The sequence below is a fragment of the Halostagnicola kamekurae genome (genome assembly GCF_900116205.1).
Taxonomy (GTDB): domain Archaea; phylum Halobacteriota; class Halobacteria; order Halobacteriales; family Natrialbaceae; genus Halostagnicola; species Halostagnicola kamekurae.
The window spans coordinates 1-18,435 of the sequence record NZ_FOZS01000012.1 but is presented as its reverse complement, the minus strand read 5'-3'; the positions used below and the strand labels follow the sequence as shown (position 1 = coordinate 18,435).

General features: G+C 51.4%; 13 protein-coding genes and 1 pseudogene. 3 read left to right on the top strand and 11 right to left on the bottom strand.

Going from position 1 to position 18,435, the window contains the following annotated elements; translation table 11 throughout:
- Positions 1-144 precede the first annotated feature (144 nt).
- The 3 genes from BM348_RS20280 to BM348_RS20270 are packed head-to-tail and all read right to left on the bottom strand — an operon-like array spanning position 145 to position 4,816.
- Entirely contained in the window at positions 145-3,510 is a 3,366-nt protein-coding gene (locus BM348_RS20280; RefSeq protein ID WP_092907897.1) for a hypothetical protein, read from the bottom strand.
- On the bottom strand, positions 3,507-4,397 hold the full coding sequence (locus BM348_RS20275) for a hypothetical protein (RefSeq protein WP_092907895.1): 891 nt from the start codon (positions 4,395-4,397) through the stop codon (positions 3,507-3,509). The genes BM348_RS20280 and BM348_RS20275 overlap by 4 nt, the downstream gene beginning before the upstream one ends.
- Positions 4,394-4,816 carry a hypothetical protein gene (locus BM348_RS20270; RefSeq protein ID WP_217642060.1) on the bottom strand — a complete coding sequence of 141 codons (423 nt, stop codon included), beginning with the start codon at positions 4,814-4,816 and terminating at the stop codon, positions 4,394-4,396. The genes BM348_RS20275 and BM348_RS20270 overlap by 4 nt, the downstream gene beginning before the upstream one ends.
- A gap of 790 nt (positions 4,817-5,606) precedes the next feature.
- Here BM348_RS20270 and csa3 point away from each other — a divergent pair.
- Both csa3 and BM348_RS20260 read left to right on the top strand, forming a co-directional pair.
- A complete protein-coding gene (csa3, locus tag BM348_RS20265) occupies positions 5,607-6,257 on the top strand; it encodes a CRISPR-associated CARF protein Csa3 (protein WP_175507280.1) in 651 nt (216 codons plus the stop codon).
- Between the two features lie 202 nt (positions 6,258-6,459).
- Positions 6,460-9,639, top strand: coding sequence for a queuine tRNA-ribosyltransferase tRNA-guanine transglycosylase (locus tag BM348_RS20260; RefSeq protein WP_092907891.1), 3,180 nt, complete (start codon positions 6,460-6,462; stop codon positions 9,637-9,639).
- A gap of 23 nt (positions 9,640-9,662) precedes the next feature.
- Here BM348_RS20260 and BM348_RS22120 read toward each other — a convergent pair.
- The 3 genes and pseudogenes from BM348_RS22120 to xseA all read right to left on the bottom strand — a co-directional run.
- A pseudogene (locus tag BM348_RS22120) lies at positions 9,663-10,053 on the bottom strand (hypothetical protein); the annotation flags it as partial.
- Between the two features lie 352 nt (positions 10,054-10,405).
- The gene (gene xseB / locus BM348_RS20250) at positions 10,406-10,606 is read right to left on the bottom strand and encodes an exodeoxyribonuclease VII small subunit (RefSeq protein ID WP_092907889.1); all 201 of its coding nucleotides are present in this window, start codon (positions 10,604-10,606) and stop codon (positions 10,406-10,408) included.
- The gene (gene xseA / locus BM348_RS20245; protein WP_092907887.1) at positions 10,603-12,024 is read right to left on the bottom strand and encodes an exodeoxyribonuclease VII large subunit; all 1,422 of its coding nucleotides are present in this window, start codon (positions 12,022-12,024) and stop codon (positions 10,603-10,605) included. The genes xseB and xseA overlap by 4 nt, the downstream gene beginning before the upstream one ends.
- 495 nt (positions 12,025-12,519) lie before the next feature.
- On the opposite strand from xseA, the gene BM348_RS20240 reads away from it, so the two are divergent.
- Entirely contained in the window at positions 12,520-14,154 is a 1,635-nt protein-coding gene (locus tag BM348_RS20240) for a DUF7845 domain-containing protein (RefSeq protein WP_092907885.1), read from the top strand.
- Positions 14,155-14,769: 615 nt separating this feature from the next.
- Here the strand turns inward: BM348_RS20240 and BM348_RS20990 are convergent.
- From BM348_RS20990 to BM348_RS20225, 5 genes are all read right to left on the bottom strand, one after another.
- The gene (locus tag BM348_RS20990) at positions 14,770-15,684 is read right to left on the bottom strand and encodes a hypothetical protein (protein WP_139231276.1); all 915 of its coding nucleotides are present in this window, start codon (positions 15,682-15,684) and stop codon (positions 14,770-14,772) included.
- 96 nt (positions 15,685-15,780) lie between these two features.
- The gene (locus BM348_RS20235) at positions 15,781-16,368 is read right to left on the bottom strand and encodes a tyrosine-type recombinase/integrase (RefSeq protein WP_092907883.1); all 588 of its coding nucleotides are present in this window, start codon (positions 16,366-16,368) and stop codon (positions 15,781-15,783) included.
- 197 nt (positions 16,369-16,565) lie between these two features.
- Entirely contained in the window at positions 16,566-17,282 is a 717-nt protein-coding gene (locus BM348_RS20230; protein ID WP_139231275.1) for a hypothetical protein, read from the bottom strand.
- 129 nt (positions 17,283-17,411) lie between these two features.
- Positions 17,412-17,732, bottom strand: a complete 321-nt coding sequence (locus BM348_RS20985) for a hypothetical protein (RefSeq protein WP_139231274.1) — start codon at positions 17,730-17,732, stop codon at positions 17,412-17,414.
- Between the two features lie 223 nt (positions 17,733-17,955).
- A partial coding sequence (locus BM348_RS20225; RefSeq protein WP_092907879.1) for an IS6 family transposase occupies positions 17,956-18,435 on the bottom strand: 480 nt, incomplete at its 5' end.

Here is an 18,435-nt window from a genome sequence, read left to right as displayed (position 1 = left end):
TCCGAAGTCCGTCGAGAGATGTCTTCAGCGTCGACGCAGTCCCGGTGTTCTCCTCTAATTTAGCCTCAAAGTTCGTTGCATCCTGATAGTTATCAGCCTTCGACCGTAGCGTTTCGACTGTTTTTTCGATATTCGATGACATTGTCACTCACCTCCGATGATGTTGGCGATCTCGTCGTGCGTCGCGATGAGAGCGCGGAACTCCTCGGAATTCTTGACTTCGCTCTCTCGTTCGTTGTCAATCTCAGGAACATCGGCGTTCTGCGCGATCTCGATCATCTCGCTGATAGCCTCGTAGATTTTCCACTCAGCGGCCGTTTCCCGACTTTCCTCAAATTCGTGCATCAGTCCAATGAGTTCGTGTCCGCTTGCGGACTCAACTTCTCGGAACTGCTCGATATCCTTCGCAAACGAACCAAGGTGGAATCGGTCCTTTTTCTCGAGGCACTTCCGCTGCTTTTCCCACGTGTTACGCATGTTCACATCGAGATCGCCAATGATTTCGAGCAACTCGTCATACAGTTCCTGGAGTTGGTGGAGCGAGTGGCTCTTGTCGTACCAAGTATCTATCTTCTCTACAGTATCGGTGATGTACTCAACGTTGTTCGGACCGAGTCCATTGAGTTCCTGTGCATAGACTCTTACGTACTCAAGGACAGATGCTAGCTTGGTTGTAGCCTTTTTACGCGTTGATCCAACCTTATACGCATCCGGAAGGCCGTCGCTGTCGATAAACATCGCTTCCTCGAGGTATGTCTCGAGGTCATTGGCAACTGCCCCATAGGCCTCGTTCAATCGCTTGGCGTCCACGAAGTTCTCCTTGATCTTGAAGAATCCTTTTGCGAGGTCGGTTGGAAGGCTGCTCTGATTGGTCAGGCCTTGGAAAGCTTCGAAGAAGGAGTTATTTCTATCGAAGCGTTTCGTGAATGGATGGGGGTAATCATTCGAAATTCCGTAGGACTCGAACATCAGGTCACGTGTCAGTTCAGTCTCTCCTCGTTCTGCGTTGATGAGGAGATACTGTGCCACGACGACAAATTCCTCGATGGTCCAGCCTTCGAAACAGTCCTCGATGCGCTCACGCATCCCCTGTTTGAACTCGGCAACGGAGTCGTCGGCCCAGTTACGAAGTAGTCCGTAGTTGAGATCATAGCGGTCCTCGTAGGGGAGTTCACCGTCAGCACTGATCCCGTGCCAGAACAACGGCTCGTAGATTTGATCGTACTCAGAGCCAAACGAGAGTTCGATACTGATGCCTGTCCGTTCGTCAACCCCCTGTAGTGAGACAGGAATCTGACTACCGCGAGTGTAGTAGATCCCTTTCGTTCCTCGCGTCGATGAGTTGGGGTTGGCGAGGCGGGTCGGATCGTACCACTCCTCAAGTAGTTCGGCAGTTCCGTCCCGCAATATCGTGGAACTGGCGTACTCTTCACCGTTCGAAACCCATTGCTGGTAGTCGAAGCGGTATTCGTCGACTGTCTCACTTCCGTAATCAGTCTCGACCGGATAGATCTTGGTCCCCGCAATCTGGACGTTGATTTCGTCTTCGAGTTCTTCGTACTCGGCGGCAAGGCTCATAGAGGGGGGATCGTCAGCAGTGAGTTCAATAGTCCCGCCTTCCCCAGTCGTCCCGAGCACTTCGTCATCACGTTCGACGGAGACGTCTGCGGTCGGTTCACCGTTGACACGTGCAGTGAGTTGCACCGTCTCGCCTTCGTTCGGTGAGGACGGTGTCGGGACAAGCGCAAGTGAGTCCGTCCCGACTGCGAGATCAAGTGTATCGTTCAAGTTCGCTTTCTCACCGCCGATCACCACCTCGCCTTCTTCGTTAGGAAGCGTCACTGACAGCCGCCCATCATCGCTGGTGTAGCCGACGGTGGATCCGTCGAGAGTCACCTCGACGTCCGGTTCCGGACGGTCGTTCAGTAGCGCTTCGACCGTGATTGTTGCCCCGGGTTCGATCTGTCCGTCGATCTGGCGAAGTCGAAAGTCCGGCGTCGACCCCATGTCCGAGTCAAAGACCACGTCAGTCTCAGTCACTTGGCCCGTCCGTTCAGGAATGGGGATGTCGAAAAGTTCAAACACGCTTTGGGGTACCCGCATGTTCCCCTCAGCGGTCGGGATACCATACCACTTCACTATCGACTGGACTTCAGAGGGATAGTCCAGCGATATGGGCGTCGGGAACTGCTTGACGTATGGGTTCCCGTCGATCGCTTCGAAGGGTGGTTTTGTCGATGTCAAGCACTCCCGGACAATTCGCATGAGGAGGAGTCGCGGTGTCCGTCGCTCGTTCCCGTCCTGAATGAGGTTTTCGTACGCACGTTTGACGAGCTCCGCGTTGAACGGATAGAGCCCGTCGAAGTCCGCCTCTGGGATCTCGGTGTCAGCCGCTACCGCCGAGTCCTCACGAATGACCGAGAGGTACTGCTTCGTCAGTTCGACAGTGACATCGTCCGTGAGGAAGTACGCCTGTCCGGTGTCGTCAGTCGTGCTGAGGTACCCCTCTGCCCGGTCTTTCATGTACGTCTGGGCGTCCTCATTCGTCCCCAGTGCTGTGTCGACGTTGTCCTTCTCCCAACCAGTCGTCCACCCGAGCACCACATCGTAGTGTCCGCTGTCGAGTTGGAAGATGTGATCTAGCAACTGCTCCTTAAGTACGCTGAACGTTGTGAGGTCTTCACAAATCAAGACCGGACGGAGCCCCTGGGCGACATACTCCTCGGAGATCTCCTTGAGCCGTTGCTGGAAATCGCCGACGCCGAGTTTGCTGGACAGTTCCTGGTCGATGAAACTCTGGAGTGCCGGAAAGATAGTGTCGCCGCCTTCCGCCATTCCAAACGCCGCTATCGAGAGGTCGCGGTAGTCATCCTCCGTGATGAGTTCCGGAATGTCCTCCTCGTCGTCACTGAGGACCGCTTCCTGGTACTCGCGGACGTTCTCCTCGAGGATACCTCGGAGATCGGTGCTCTGGGGACGATCCTCGACGAGCGCCTGGATCTCCTCCTCTGTGAACGACTCGAGCATCGGGTTGTATGCTTCGAGGTTTGCAAGCATCGCGTTTGCGACCTTCTCGGGGTCGAGCCCACCGACGTCGCGGACGTTGACATCCATCTCGAGCGGTTCTGTGAGGATCTCGACGATGTCCTTGATGCGTGTTTCGCTCCGAGAGACGTGCAGGGCGACGTGCGTATCGTCAATTCCAGTGGTAGCATCGTGCCCAATCTGGTACTCAAGCCACTGACACAACTGGCTCTTCCCGCTTCCGGTCTCCCCGCGAAGGATGAATATTCGATTATCGTCTTTGGTGTTCGACTTCAGGATCGCATCGCGGAACTCCTCCTGTGTGACGAACTCGTCGTTCGTCGAATGGGGAAAGAGATAGTCTGCCCTGAGCTTGTCGATGTCAATATGGGTGCGTTCGAACTCTTCTTTGGACTTCTGGTGCGCCTCCGCAGTCAGGTACTGTCGAACGGTGTCGTCAGACCAGTCGATAGGATATTCGCTCATGCGTCCACCTCCGTGAATCGATCGAGAAGATAGCGTTTGCTTGCGGGCGGTTCCTCCGGCCAGTCGTTCAATTCGAACTTCGTCACGTTTGGTTCCTCGTTTCGGGAGTGTGTCGAAGGCAGTACGACCTCGTTATTCGCATCTGACATTCCGCGCACGTCGACGTAGTCCTCATCCATCAGGGTTTGCAGTGTGTCGGTGACACCCTGATGGAGCCTCGGCGTCCCAGGGCGGGTCGTGAGGACGCTAAGGAACTTGTCCTCAATCCAGCCGACCGCGGCGCCGAAGTCGGTCGAGTTCTCCTCATCTCGGAAAGTCTCGAGGAGTTCGTACAGCAGCGCTGGCCGCGGCGACAGCACCAACTCTCGAGAATCGATGTACGACAATACGCCAATGCCTTCGAGGAGATGATACCAGCCATTTATTTTCGTTTTATTCCAGTTAATGTGCTCCACCTCGTTATTGAATTCAGTTATGAGACGCTCACGCTCGACTGTCTTCGAGGCAAACTCGAAGGCAACGCGCTGGGCCTCCACAATGTGATCCTGTGGATGTTCCTGACGGTTCAAGTGGTAGAGTAACCGAAGCTCGAACGAAAGGTTGGGATAGACATCCTTATTGAGCAGTGAGACCATGCGGTCCTCCGGACGTTCGAGGAGATCGATCGCACGAAGGAATTTAAGACACCTTCCGAGATGGTCGGCGTCCTTCGAGCCGTTGTCGTCGCTCGGTACTATCGCGTCCTTGAGCGTGGACACGTTTATTGACTCGCCCCCAGCAGCCTCGAGGGTACGATAGATGAGCCGTAATTCGGGGACGCGAACCGTCGAGTAGTTTACGAGATCTTGCTTCGGTTTGTTGTCGTTCGTCTTGTAGGTGGCAGTCATCGATATTTGGCGTCTCGTTGTCGATAATTTTCGAGAGTCGATGCATCGTAGTCGCAGACCCGAAGCACCTCTAGGATGTGGTTGGCGACCCGCTGGGTGTCTCCCCTTTCCATCCACGAGCGGAGGGCTTCACGGATGTGGTCTGCGTAGTCCTCGAGCACGTTGTCGAGGTCGTGTTCGAGGAAGTAGCGGGCCGAATCCCACACCGGGCTATCGGTCGGTGCTTGAGTGTAGTCGAACACCGCTTCGATGCTGTCCGCCGGAGCGCCTGCCTCATCGTGGATCGCTGACGCGGCGTGGAAGAACACGTTCCGAGTGTCGACCACGGGGATCCGCGATCGTCCGCCAAGGACATCCTCCCCGAACGAGTTCGCCAGCGAGGCGTAATCGCGGACTGCGATAGCTGGAAAGTCATCCACGACAGACCGACCTGGCTTTTTTGTGTAGTTCGGTGTCTGTGGTGCTGTGGTGTCCGTGATCAGGACGTATTGTCCGCCCTCATCGAGTGAACGCTCTATAAGTCGACGAACGAGGTCCTCTTCGCCGTATTCGAGGATACCATCCTGCGTAACCACGTGCACGAGGGGGAACTCAACCTCTTCAGGATCTGCGTCTTCACTCGAGATGTGCTCGTAATCAATCGGGCTATACTCGTTGTCCCATAGATCAGTATGAACGACTCGATTCAGCCCAAGCGACTGAAAGAGCGGAAGAGAACGAAGTTGTGCTCGCGCCTGTTTCCGTCGCTTCTGTAACTGCGAGTCCCTGACGACGATCGTCGGCGTTCTCGTATGGACTATATCGACGAGTTGAATCGGTTCTGAGTCGTCGAACCGTTCATACCAGTGTCCTGTAGTCATCCTATTACAGTGTTTCCACTATGTGTCGTGGCAACCATGTTCTGATGTCGGTACATCGGTCAATCGCTGGCCGCGGTAACTTCGCTTGGTTTACTCGTGTTTTTGAGAGGGGGTATCATCGCATTAGAACTTCTGTTAAAGTGATATCTATTCCAGTGTACCAGTATTCACTGAGTGGATTGTAGATCTATGAAACCAAATTGCTTTTCTAGCTAAAGTCTTTGTGATTCCTCGTCTTAACTGGCCTGACGCCTTAATCAACTATTGCAAATTGGTACAACAAGATGGTACTGTTCTACTGTCGTGCAACAGCACCGTTTTATATGGGACATCCGATACGATGACACGAATGACTACCTTCATCGCGACGATCGGATTCGACAGTACCCGTGTCACGCGACCAGTACTCACCCACGGACTTGAAGAGGGCGACGAAATCGCTCTGGTACACCCAGCGGATGACGGCGAAAATGACCGGTCGAACGAGGCACGTGAGGACGTACGTCGAATGGTTACCGAACTACAACCAAATGTCACCGTTGATTCGGTCGCACTCGATCCCGAAGACTTCTACGAGGGTATTCGTCGTAGCATCGATCGGGTGGAATCCGAAAGCGACGACGTCGTCCTCGTTCTTGGTGGAGGTGCACGAGATATATATCTCCCCGTCGCATTCTCCGCCTTTCTCTCACGCGATGCTATCGATACAGTTCTCCAGTTCAGTGATATTACCGGATCCGTCTCAGAGATTCAGATCCCCAACTTCGTGGACCCCTTAAGCGATTCCGTTGTTGAGACCCTTGAGACGATTGTCGACGTTGATGAGGAGACGTCACTGACGTTTATCTCGAACACACTCGATGTCGCGAAGAGCACTGTCGCCCGTCACGTTAGCGAGCTCGAAGAACGAGGATTTGTCCGTGCCGAAAAACATGGTAAGTCTAAGATGGTATATTCTACGGAAGAAGGACGTCTCGCTATCGATATTAACGTCTTCTAATTCCTGTAGTACCTGATATGCGATTTCTTCGTATCACTTGTTTGCAACGGTTTCAGTTAATCGGATGTGTTTTGCGTGTGAAACTAGCTAACAACATTTTCCTTCTCTAGACACGGCGAGGCTTTTCCCGGCGCGGATCTCGACCGGATTGGGGAGATTCATAAGGAGGAACCAACTTAGCGTAAGACGGTGAATAGAATCTGTGAGATTTTACGTTCCTGAGTGGGACGATGCGGTTGATTCCCACTACGATTTCCGGCACGACGAACTCTCTACTCTCGACCGTCAGGAGCGAGATCTAGATTACATCTGGGATATTTTCGAACGCGACACAACCCCAATTGATGGCGTGCTAATTTCGCGTGAGCAGGTTGAAGAGACGACTCGCAAGGCAGATCGTCTTGCCGAGTACGGGGTCTACGATGATCCGGTGTTGTCCGTTCCAGAATGGCTTCCGACGATCAGCGACTGCGGCGCGTGGGGCTACAAGTCACTCCCGTTCCCTCCATACGGGAACGCCGAGATGCTCGACTTCTACGAAACACTGGAAGTCACAGTCGGCGTTACTATCGATCACCTCGTTTTGGGTTCGGGGAAAGACAAGGGCCGACTGTATCTCGACGAACGCGCTTTCCACACCGACTTCAAAAAGGGTGACATCCCCGATGCATTGACTGATGTCGTCGATTTGATGGCCGACGAGTGGCCCCATGAATGGCCTACTTATGTTGAGGAGTACGAACCGTCAATCTGTACTCAATCGAAGGAGGACGTCGAGGCCTTTGCTCCAGAAGACTTCCAAGGCGATGTCGATACGGTACTTGCGCGATTAGCTCGCGATCCCAGAGCTGTGTACCGAGAGGATGACGCAGCATTCCGCTACAAGCTCACTCTCCGGAACGCTCAGGAGATGTACGACCTGTACCATCAAGATAACTACCCGTTCCGGCTAATGGTAGCGATACAGGGCTGGAACCCGGAAACGTATATCGAGGCCGCGGAGGAAGTTCTCGACATTGGATACGATTATCTCGGTATCGGTGGCGTCGCTGGCAGCCCCATCCACGACGTCAGGCAAATCGTGAAGGGCGTCGGAAAGACTGCAAAGGAGTTTGAACGCGAGAACGACACTCGCATTGACTCACACGTTTTCGGGTTTGCGAAGAGTGAAGGATTCGAGACGGTCGGTCGATCGGGGATGACCAGTTTCGATAGTGCGAGTATGCTCCGTTCGGCATGGACCGGAGGCCAGAATTACCGGCTTGACAACGACGAGCGATACGACGCGATTCGAGTGCGTTACCCATCTAACCGTGATTCTCTTGCAGAGGCCGTAGAGAAGTCCCTTCGCGGCCGCGAAACGTTAGCAGCCTTGAGAGCCTACGATTCTGGGGAGTCTATCGTTGACGCATTCTATGAGTGGCAAAAGAAAGCAGAAGAAGTCCTTCCGGCCACTCAAGAATATTTGCGTCAACACCGTCACGACGAGCAATACGACGCATCTCTACTCCAAGAAGTTGAAACCGCTTTTAGAGAGGACTTCGAGTACGCTCGAGAGCTCCAAGCGAGCTTCAGCGACAACCTTCGAGGAAAACTGGTCAAACTTCTTCGGAAAGATGATCCAGAAGATCCGGTTAGCTTCGACGAATACGATGATCTACTAACTACCGCAGAACAACAATTCAGACGTTCCCCGAGAGTAACGACGGCCCTCGAAAAGTATCTCCGTGAACATCGTCACGACGAGCAATATGATGTTTCTCTGTCTCAGGGAACTGCTCTGCTTGAGGAGGTTGAAACAGCCTTCAGAGATGACTTCGAGTATACCCGAGAACTCCAGACGAAGCTCAGGGACAATCTGTGGGAAAAACTGGTCAAACTCCTTCAAAAGGACAATCCCGAAGATCCAGTTGACTTTGATGAGTACGCTGACCTACTAACCCTCGTGCAACGGGAGTTCGAGGATTTCCCGCGTATGACTACCATTCTGGAAAACGACGATCCTGAAACTGCTTACGACGCGATTTGGACTGCCGTTCGCGATTATGCGACGTGGATCGGCGACGAAGACCTCTTGGAAGAGTACCAGCGAACACTGCAAAACCGGCCTTGGGATAAGTGCGATTGCTCGATCTGTATCGAGAATAGTATCGAGGTCTGTATCTTCCGTGGTAACGATCGCAACCGTCGACGAGGGTTCCACAACACACGACGGTTCTATGATGAGTTTACCGATGAACTACCGAAAATCCTCATCGGGACTCGAGGAACGGCATCTCTGAACAGTTACGAAACTGTTGAGGACTACCTGCGAGCCAAACACCCGGACTTCTGGCAGCAAGTACATGATCTCCCTGTTGCTGAAGTTGGCGTTCTAGATGCTAGTGGTGTACGTGAGTGGTGGAGCGATACTCCCTCCGGCGTTTCGCTTGCCCGAAGTCGCATGGCTGAAAACCTTGGTCAGCAAGCAAAGCGGTACCAGAAGGTGTTCCTCCACACACCTGACGGAGAAATCGACGAGCACGTCGTAGATGCCGTGGAGCAAAACGATTGTACAATTCAGACGTTCCAAGACCCTTCGAAACTACGACAGAGTGCCTTGGAGGCGTGCGGAGAGAATTACATAGCTGGAGACGACTTCTTGCCTCACCCTCCCAAAATCAATGTCCAGGATGGGCTCGATATTTTGGTAATCGACCAATGCTCTGGTTCGAAGAACTTCCCGGAAGGTGCACCTGTCTTCGATGATGAAGAGACGCTCCAATTCTCGAGAGAAGAGCTATTAGAGCGAAATAATGTTCCTGGAATCAACGCCAAGGATCTCTACACGGGACGACAGCAGGAGTTCGTGAAAGAAGCGATTAGACGACTCAAAGGGGAAGGGCACGATGTTGGGCGGTACTTCATAAGTGCAGGCTTCGGCCTCGTTTCTGAGGACGAACCGTTGCCACCCTACGAAGTGACGTTCAGTTCGATGGGCGTTACCGACATCAGGGAACGATCTAAACAACTCAGCATTCAGGACGACTTAGAGCAGGTGCTCAACCAATCAGACTACGATGTAGTCTTCTTCACTCTCGGGAAAGATTACTATACCAGCATTGACATCGATAATATGGTTCAGAACGTTCGTTCTGACCGTATTGGAGTAGTCTTCAACCGGGAACTCGTCGATGACCAGTTCGATAATATCGTGTCAGTGCCTGCACGCACAGAAGACGCGAAAAACCACGGTACAATTGTAGTCGGGTTGAAAGGACACTATATGAAGAATTTCGCACACCGTATAGACAGAATCGAATCACTGGAACCAGAAGCGATTGAGGGCCTCTGTCGTCGTGTTGAGGAGGAAGCTACTCAGATGGCCTTCGAGAAGTATTAAACGAGAAATTACCAAGACAGACCCTCGTAAATCGGACCCACTGCCCCAAAGCGGATATCTAGCCCTTCGTTCAGTGCACGGCGAGTTCGTGGGTCGTCGACTGAATAGGCACCTGCCTCGAGTGCGGTCGGTGGCTGGGGGTTGTTCGAAGGGGGTGGTGAACTCGTCGCGATGGTTGTGCTCTTGGCCGCACCTCCTGCAACGCCAGTAGCGTGTCCGATACTCGTAGCCATCAGTGAGATTGAGTTCGTACGGTGTTGGTTCCATACCTGGCAGCCACTCGTTGATTGCGACGAGTTCGTATCCGTTCAGTCGGGCAACATCTTCTGGATAGTTGCGGTCACGGTCGCTTGTATACTCGTCTGTCGGGCTATCTCGATTCGGGTCGCTCTCGGGTGATCGATTTGTACTCATTCGTGCCTCGAGGCACACAAGTATGCACCTCACTCTAACTGGCGCATAAAGATCACCGGCGTAAGCAGATTAAGAGAACAGATCAAGTTCCCGGCTATCTGGCTGGACTTTCACAGCGCTCGCGGGTCGCTATCGACAATACTCGTAAACGCGACGTTCTTCTGAACTTGCTCGATTTCGATGGTGGCTCGTCACCAGGTTGGGCTCCAAAGGCAATCACGATATAGCCACGTATCCGGGTGTAATCAACACCGGAAGAAGTGTTCTACGGCACTTTCTGCTCTTAATCAAGCAGGTAGACGAACAGATTGACTTGGTACGGATCCGTTCAGGTTCGATGTTAACTCCGAGGCTATCGATCTTCAGTGATTGCCCCGTCGCCAATATCTAAGTCTTCTCTCAAGTCTTCTAAAAGACGAGTTCCTTCCGTGTGAAGTTCATTTGCTCGCTCGAGGGAGACCTCTCCATCCTCGAGCTGTGCGATAATCTCTTCGAGGCGCTCTGTCTTCTCTGAAATCGATGCATCGTCTGGGATGTCTGGTGTGTCGCTCATAGGTTTAACAGAAGGATGCCGAGCAACAGCAACACGAGAATCACGAGTACGGCGATCGTGATCTGCTGCCGGCGTTGTGACTCGCTGTACTCTTGCGCAACTGCTTCTTTCTCTTCCTCGTGGACTTTCTGCTGTTCGAAGGACTCTAGTGCGTAATCGAGGTCTGCTGAGGACGTAGCGAGTTCGCTGGTTACATGCTGTTTGTAGGCGTTGTCGAGCCTCTCATCTGTTCCCTCGAGGTGTGTCTGGACTGTCCGCTGGTATGCACTGTTCAATCGCCCCGTGAGCTCCCGAACTTTCTCTTTCTCGTGGGATTTTTGCTGTTCGAAGGATTCCAGCGCATGCTTGAGTTCTGTTTCAAGCGCCGTGAGCCGTTCAGACGTGAGTGCTTCAAATGCGTGATCGAGGTCTGTTGAAAACGTAGTGAGGTTGCTGTCAACCTGCTGTTCGTAAGCAGTATCCAGATTATCCACAGTCGCCTTGAGTTCAGTCTGGACAGTTCGTTCGTATACACGGTCCAACCGATCAGTGACGTCCCTGAGTTCGGTTTCGAGTTCCTCTTTTTTGGGTACGATCTCGCCTACGTATGTCGGCGTCATGACGCGCTTGTCTGCGACCTCATCAGCCAGTGTCCGATCGTTCTCGTGACCGACACCGACAACAAATGGTGTCGTGGTATTGTGAATTACTCGACAAAGCGGTGTCTCGTTGAATACGCGAAGGTCCTTTTCTGATCCACCACCACGAGTGAGCACGATCACATCGATGCGGGCATTATCATCGAGTTCGCTGATCGCTTGCATCATCGACAACATCGCATCGTCACCCTGGACGGTCGTATGATTGATGACGAGATCTACGTCAGGATGGCGACTATGAATGCTTGTGACGGCATCTTCACGGGCATCGCTGTCTACGCTCGTAATGAGTCCGATCCGCCGAGGGAACTCGGGGAGTGATTGCTTTGTTTTCTCGCTCAGGAGGCCGTCTTCCTCGAGAATTCGCTTGTTCTCTTGGTACGTTTGCTGGTAGTTCCCCTCTCCGACTTCGACAAAGTCCTCTACAATAAGTGAGACACTGCCATTTGCTGCGTAATACGACAGTTCTCCCTTGACTGCGATGTGCGTCCCGTCATCGATCGTGATGTCGAACGAATGGAGTCGATGGCTGAAGATTACACAGTGGATCGTAGAGTCTTCGTGAACGAGATCGAAGTGTGCATGTCCGTTTCCGGAAACACCATAGTCGGAGACATCGCCAAGAACGTAGTCGTACTGAAGATTGGGCGTATTCTCGAGGACCGTGCTAATTTCGCTGTTGAGAGCGTCGACGAACGTGATGTTGTCTGTGTTGAGTGTTTCCTGATGTGTCTCAAGGGTGGTTGTAGTATCCTCATCACCACTCGAGTTGACACCCATTACGCTGTACCTGTTTGTGTCGGTACTAAAATACTTGCTTTAGCACCGCATCTCAAATTGTCCTGTGAATGAGCACAACCACTCCGCCAGCAGAGATTCGCTAGAACTTGAAGCCGAATTGTCCAAGGGTGATAAATTGAACTGCCTGAGTTAGTGCCAGAAGTCGCCGTCATCTAGCGATTCACCAATGCCAATTTGGTATGTTAGGGCATCTAAATTTCACCAACGGGACACTCATAGCTTTCCGAAGGGAATATAGGCCCTACGCCCTACCCGAACTTTTGAAACTGAAACCGTCCTTATCCCACGAGATCTATGAACTGGGAAGCAGTGTGTTATCCCCCTCGCCAGTAGGTCACTCGGACTCATGGCCATCTCACGTTGTCCCCGGTTCAAATCCGGGAGGCGGCATAGCCTTCTTGGTTTACATGCCGTAACGACATACCCCCTACTCAGGGGTCTCTTCGCCGATGCTGGTACGGGAGGTGAGCGCGGGTGCAACTGATCGAGACCGCGCCCCACGAGTTCGCGGCTCACTTCCTCTTCGCCGAGCATGGTCTCGATCCGTTCTTTGCATGCGATCGTCGGATCAAAGACGGTGATGGGAGCCAGCACGCTTCGTTCGAATTTGATGACGAGGAGTGGGGAGTGACGTTATCCTATCGGGATTCAGGACTCGAGCACCCAGGTGAGCAACTTCCCACTGGAACCGAGTTTCGGCTCGCAGAGATGCGCGAATTTGATCTTCGAGTCGAGAGTGAGGAAGATATCGTCGGTGAACGGTCGTTCCACGTCCATCTCGCTCCGCGCTGGCAGGGAATGCGAAGCGAGCACGGCGGAGAAATTTCTGTCCCCGACAATCTCGATGAAGGCGTGAATCTCCATGTTCAGGGTTCGAACTTCGAGTTCGATTGCTACCATCCGTTGATCCAGCACGCGATGCGAGTGGTCGGTGTCAATAGCCGATACTTCGATGAACTACACGAGTTCTCGACGATCTTGGATGCGGAACGGTATGTACGCATCTACAAGGACGAGAGTGGATCGGTGCACGCTCGAGACGGTCCGATCGCTCAGTTGGGTCACTTACTCGAGAACGACCGCACAGGACGACGGAAGCTCGTTCAGTACGACAGTGATGAAGATGGGCGGGATCGACCTGGATACTATCACACGGCCACTCTCGGCCCGCATCGCGTCCGTGAGGCGTTTCCATCGCACGAACTACCGAAGGAAGTGAAGCACTACTACGCACAGCATGCAGTCAGTCTCGACAGCAACCGCTCCATAGCCCATCCCAAAGTTGGCGTATCCTATCAGCGTTCGTTCTGGAACGAGCAGCTCGATGCATCGCCGGCTGATATTGACCGACTCAATCGTGAACTCGAGGAGACGCTTCTTAGCGTACTCGCCGAAGCTGGTCTTCCACTTCAATCAGGAATCGGCACCTACGTCACAGATGCATACTTCCAAGCTGAAGACTCGGATCGAGATCGTGATGTTCTCGAGTTGGATTTCACTCAGATCAAACACCGCCAAGAGTCCGTCGTTATCAAACATCTTGCGGATGGGATCGCTCCGACAGCATGGGAGTCCCTTGAATTTCTCATAACTGATGGAGGCGAGGTAAGTCCGCAAGATATTGCTGATGAAACAGACCGACATCCAGGGAGTGTTCGCCGAGCCCTCAACACGATCCCGGAACTAGTTGAACGGGAATACGGGAAGGTCTCTCTTCGGTCGAAGTACATCGCCGATCTCGTCCATGATGCAGTGACAGAGGCCAGAGAAGCGACGAGACGAGCCGCAGAAGCCGGTGCCAAAGCGATTGAAGCGGCTGAACGAGGTCTCGATCAGTCGACGAGCGCGTTCATCGCGTGGGCCGCAAAACACGATATCGATATTCGTGATCGTGATGGAAACGCGCTTCGCTTAGAATTCGGCGTCGTCGATGACATCAGGCGAAAGATCCGCGAAGGGTACGATCTTTGGACTGCGGCTGACATGCCCGAGGACCGCTATCGGATGGCCAAGATTCGCTACAAGAAGGAGATCGACTCTGGGCTCCGATCGATCGACGAAACTGATACGAAATCCTTTGCATCCGTTGCGTGGCAGCACCTCCGCTGAAACGATCTCGCTAGTGGCAACACTATCTAGATGGGCTGTTTTCCAGCAAACTCTGCTTCTTTCTGCATAGAATCGGTGTCCACCCCCGTGGGGTTCTGCCCGCAGATGTAGGAATGTGTTTTGATGAGGTCTCCCTTAGGGACACCCCTAACAGGGAATCTAGCAGGGGATGTGAGTTTCGTGAAATATCTCGTTCAGTCCTGTTGAAATCACAGAATACCACTTTGATCCATTGGACATCAATAGTTTCGCACTCCTCTGCGGCAGGGACGAATAGCGTTAAACTCTTGACGCAAGTGATGCCATTAATCTCGTTATCCGGGAATAGGTGTCCGTAGCCAGTAGACGATTGTTTGATCAGAACTCTTGAGGCGAACCAACTACCTCGACAAGATCAAAGTCGCCGCTCTCGGCGACCGTCCGAGAAATCTCAGTCGCTGTCCGAATACAACTAAAACCAATTATGCCTTCATGTTACTTTCCTAAATCTCCTATGGAATATTTTATTATCTAATATTTTATAGAAGCTATTTCCATTTAATACGGATTGTAGATCACTACTATCAACAACGACCACAACTATTCCGCTATTTTGGTAGCATTTGTTCAACTCATCTACTGCGTCTTCACCCTTTTTCCAGTAATTCCTTCTGGGGCTACTATCACTCCCAAATCGACTTGAATAGAACGGATTTTACTTATAAAATCCCGAACATAGCTAGCTCCTACGGGCTTTTTCCAGTTTTTTGACTCAATTAGAATAAACCGATCATAGTTTTTGAGAGGATTGTTGTCTGACTGGTTGTTCTCCACTATAACATCTAACTCTGATGACGAATTCCTGAGATTTCTTCTTCTCACGTTCATAAAAGATATACTATTGAAAAGAAGGGTAGATAATTCTTCTAACGCTTCACCCTTCTCTGGAGAGGACTCTGCATTTTCAACCTTATTGAGGGTAGTTTGATATTCATCAAGATCTATCTCAAAATGAGTTGATTCTACAGTACCCTTGTGTTCTTCTTCGGTTGATATGGACTCTTGGTGAGGAAGAGAATCTGGTGCTTTCAGAGACTCATATAATGTCTTGCTGGATCCCGTCCAATCATTAATCGATATTCCTGAAAAATCCCCTTCTGATATATATGTGATTAGTTCATTAGAGAAGATAATAGCCTGCTCTACAGGGGTATTTTCATAGATCGTTCGCAGACGTTCTTCCTCGATTCGAGCCATTTCACCCCGATGTCCCGGAAAGCGTACTGGTTCATACATCAATTGAACAGAAATCACCATCCAAGGAGGTGATCGAGAGTTGGATTTGATTACAGCATCAACCGTAGGACTTGGGACCGGCTCAGATGGTTCGGGAATGCTTTCTATCTCAATCGACATTTCGAAAAATAAGTTCTCAGAATCATACTCTAATGCTTCCACAAACTCCGGTAGTAAAGACCTGAGTTCTTCCTCCCTCTCAAAGTCCCTCTCTTTCAGCTTTGAAATTACGGTGTTGAGTTCCTGAACGCTCATTAGTACTACTACTATAAGGGAGGTACAAAATTGTGAAGGCTACTTTGAATCGAATTTTTAAACTCTATCTTTTCAACCCAGAGTTTGGCAGTGGAGTTACAGCCATTCCACTTTCTCCCGTTCTCTCCGTTGTGCTTCAGGGCTGTAGCTACCCCGATAGTGTTCTAGAAATGTCTCGAGATCATTCCACCCTCCCCAGTCACATACAAGCAATGGATCAACGTCAGCAGACGCTAGCGCGGTCGCCCAGGTCCGTCGGAGATCGTGGAAACCGAGGTGTGACCAGCCGGCGTCTTTGGTCTCCTTGTGCAGTTCGTCGGCAGTCGATCGCACCCACCGCCGAAGCGAGCGCGTACTCGCGATCTCGACGAGCGACATGCTCGAGGATGCATCGCGAACGTCGTCGACCGTGCGGATGGTCGTCGCGAGATCACGCGGGACGGGTGTCTCGCGGAACTTATCACCCTTTCCGTGCCAGACTCGAAGTATCGTCCCGGCGTCGGTGTTGACGATGTCCTCGGGAGCGACGTTGAGTATCTCGTGTGAACGGAGCCCGCAGCGCGCACCGAGCGCAAAGGCGATCCGCTGCTGAGTTCCGTCGGCAGCATCGAGCAACTGTTCTACTTCGTTCTGGCTGAGCCAGACCTTCATATCGTCGCGGTTCTCATGCTGTTGCAGATTCATGGTGTCCGGTTTGCCTGCATGTCGGACAAAAACGGATAGGAACCTAGCTTTTTCGGCGGTACTCAGACTGAAATCAGGCTCGTTTCGTCCGACTTTACAGTAGTTCTCGGACACTGCTTTTGAGAGAGAAGTGAAAGAAAATCGTCGTACACTTTAGGTCAGACGCAGAGTTAGATCGTCTATATTTCTGTTTTCTTCTAAAGTGCTTCTGGCAATTGGTCAATTGTCCTCGCTTCTTCTACTTCTTCCACCATTAGGTCTTCAACTTCTTCTATTTCATTCAGGATAATAGCCGCCATTGGAGAGCCAAGAGACTCGGTAAGTTCTTTTTTGGCCTTCTCATCCCTGGTTAGATCATCTTTTTCCTTGATCTCACTGTATGACTCTAACAAACCGCGGAGGTGGAGTAATTGAGTGTAGATGTTAGTCAAGGAAGTCGCTTCATCTGCCGTTAGAATCCCAATCTGATCTGCATTTGACTCGTAGACAATTGTTGGCATTAGAACATCCAGATACTTATTAGGAGTGACTTGATTATCTTCTCCACTTTTAGCAATTTCCCTTAATGTACTCGAGATCTCATTAAGCTCAATGAGGAATGCTTGTCTTAGATTTTGCTTCCGCGTCTCGTGTCTCGAAATTTCTAATTCCCTTTCCTGCTGTCGTTGTTTCTCTGTTTGGCTTACTAAATTCGAGGTCAAACTAACATACCATCCTGTTACAGCAACTAGGACTATTGTCGCAAATGCGGACAAAATAGATGCTAGGTGATCCGCAGCTTGGAGATCCCCCATTAGCATGTCACCAAGCAGTTCATAGAACGCTCCCCCGAATACCAGCAGAGTCATCCCAATCACCAAGAACACAACGTAATTCACCCATTCTGCGCCTGAATCTGGATTCAAATTTTCCATACAAGTCAATCCAGAGTGTACTGGAAAAATTTGATGACGGGGCAGATATGATTGCACGATATTGCCAACATGTTACTGTTGTATTATTGAAGATGATTGTGGATAGAATGAACAGTACATCGTCTGAGATTACAAACGAACTTCCATCGCATCCTCATCCCTCTGGGTTAGGTCTTCCAAAGGATTAGAATCGGTGCAGCCTTGAAGTTCGTCACGAGCTTGCTCTAACTTTCTTTGAAGGTCTTTGAACCGCCTACTGGAGATAGCAGTAGAACCTTTTCCATGCCGGTTGTCATCAATCTCTAGTCCCTTTCGTATCAATTTCTGATTCTCGATAAGTTCGGTAAACGCTTCAACCACTGCTTCCGCTTCTGATGGGGTTAACAGTCCGATTCCATTTGTGTTATTCAGATAAATATTACTATAAAACACATCTGCACCAAATTCCATGTTAGTCCGACTAGTGTCAAGATTATTTAATTTACTCAGATTCTGTCCAATCTCTGCTAAAAGAGCCCTTCTGAGACTCTCTACTCCCGTTTCTGGCGATTGATTTCTTGTTGTCGGTCATCTTCACGAGCTTTTTTCGTCTCTTTGACCAGCTGGAAAGTGAGAACCACGTATGCCAATGTCACGAGTACTAACCACTGTTCAGAGGTTAAAAGCATCGTGTTTAGTTACGCGAATTCCACCAGACGGCAAAGGCTTGTAGCCACGTTTCGGCGGTCGCTGGATCGACGTGACTAAAGCTATTGCTGAATGAAGAAGTCCGCCGTTTTATTTCTCTAAAGACACGTTCGACAGTGTTCCGATTTCCGTGTCGTTCGGATCGAAATCGGAGCCCGGCTCGTTGCAATGCAGCCGCTAGATGGTGTGCGTGATCGACGAGAAACACGGCGTCCTCAACGTCGTGTTTCTCACGAAGCTCTCGCAGAAACCGTTGCGTCAATGCCGTCGTAGTCGTCGTAAACAGCCGTAAATGCAGAAATTCGTTCGTCTCGGGATCGACAGCGGCGTACAGCCAGAACTGCTGGCCATTGATTCGGATCACCGTCTCGTCGAGCGCAACGTGATCCGGACTTGCGTTGCTAGCGGGCTGTAGATTTGCCTTCTGCACCCAGTCGTGAACGGCTTTCCGTGACCGGTTGACACC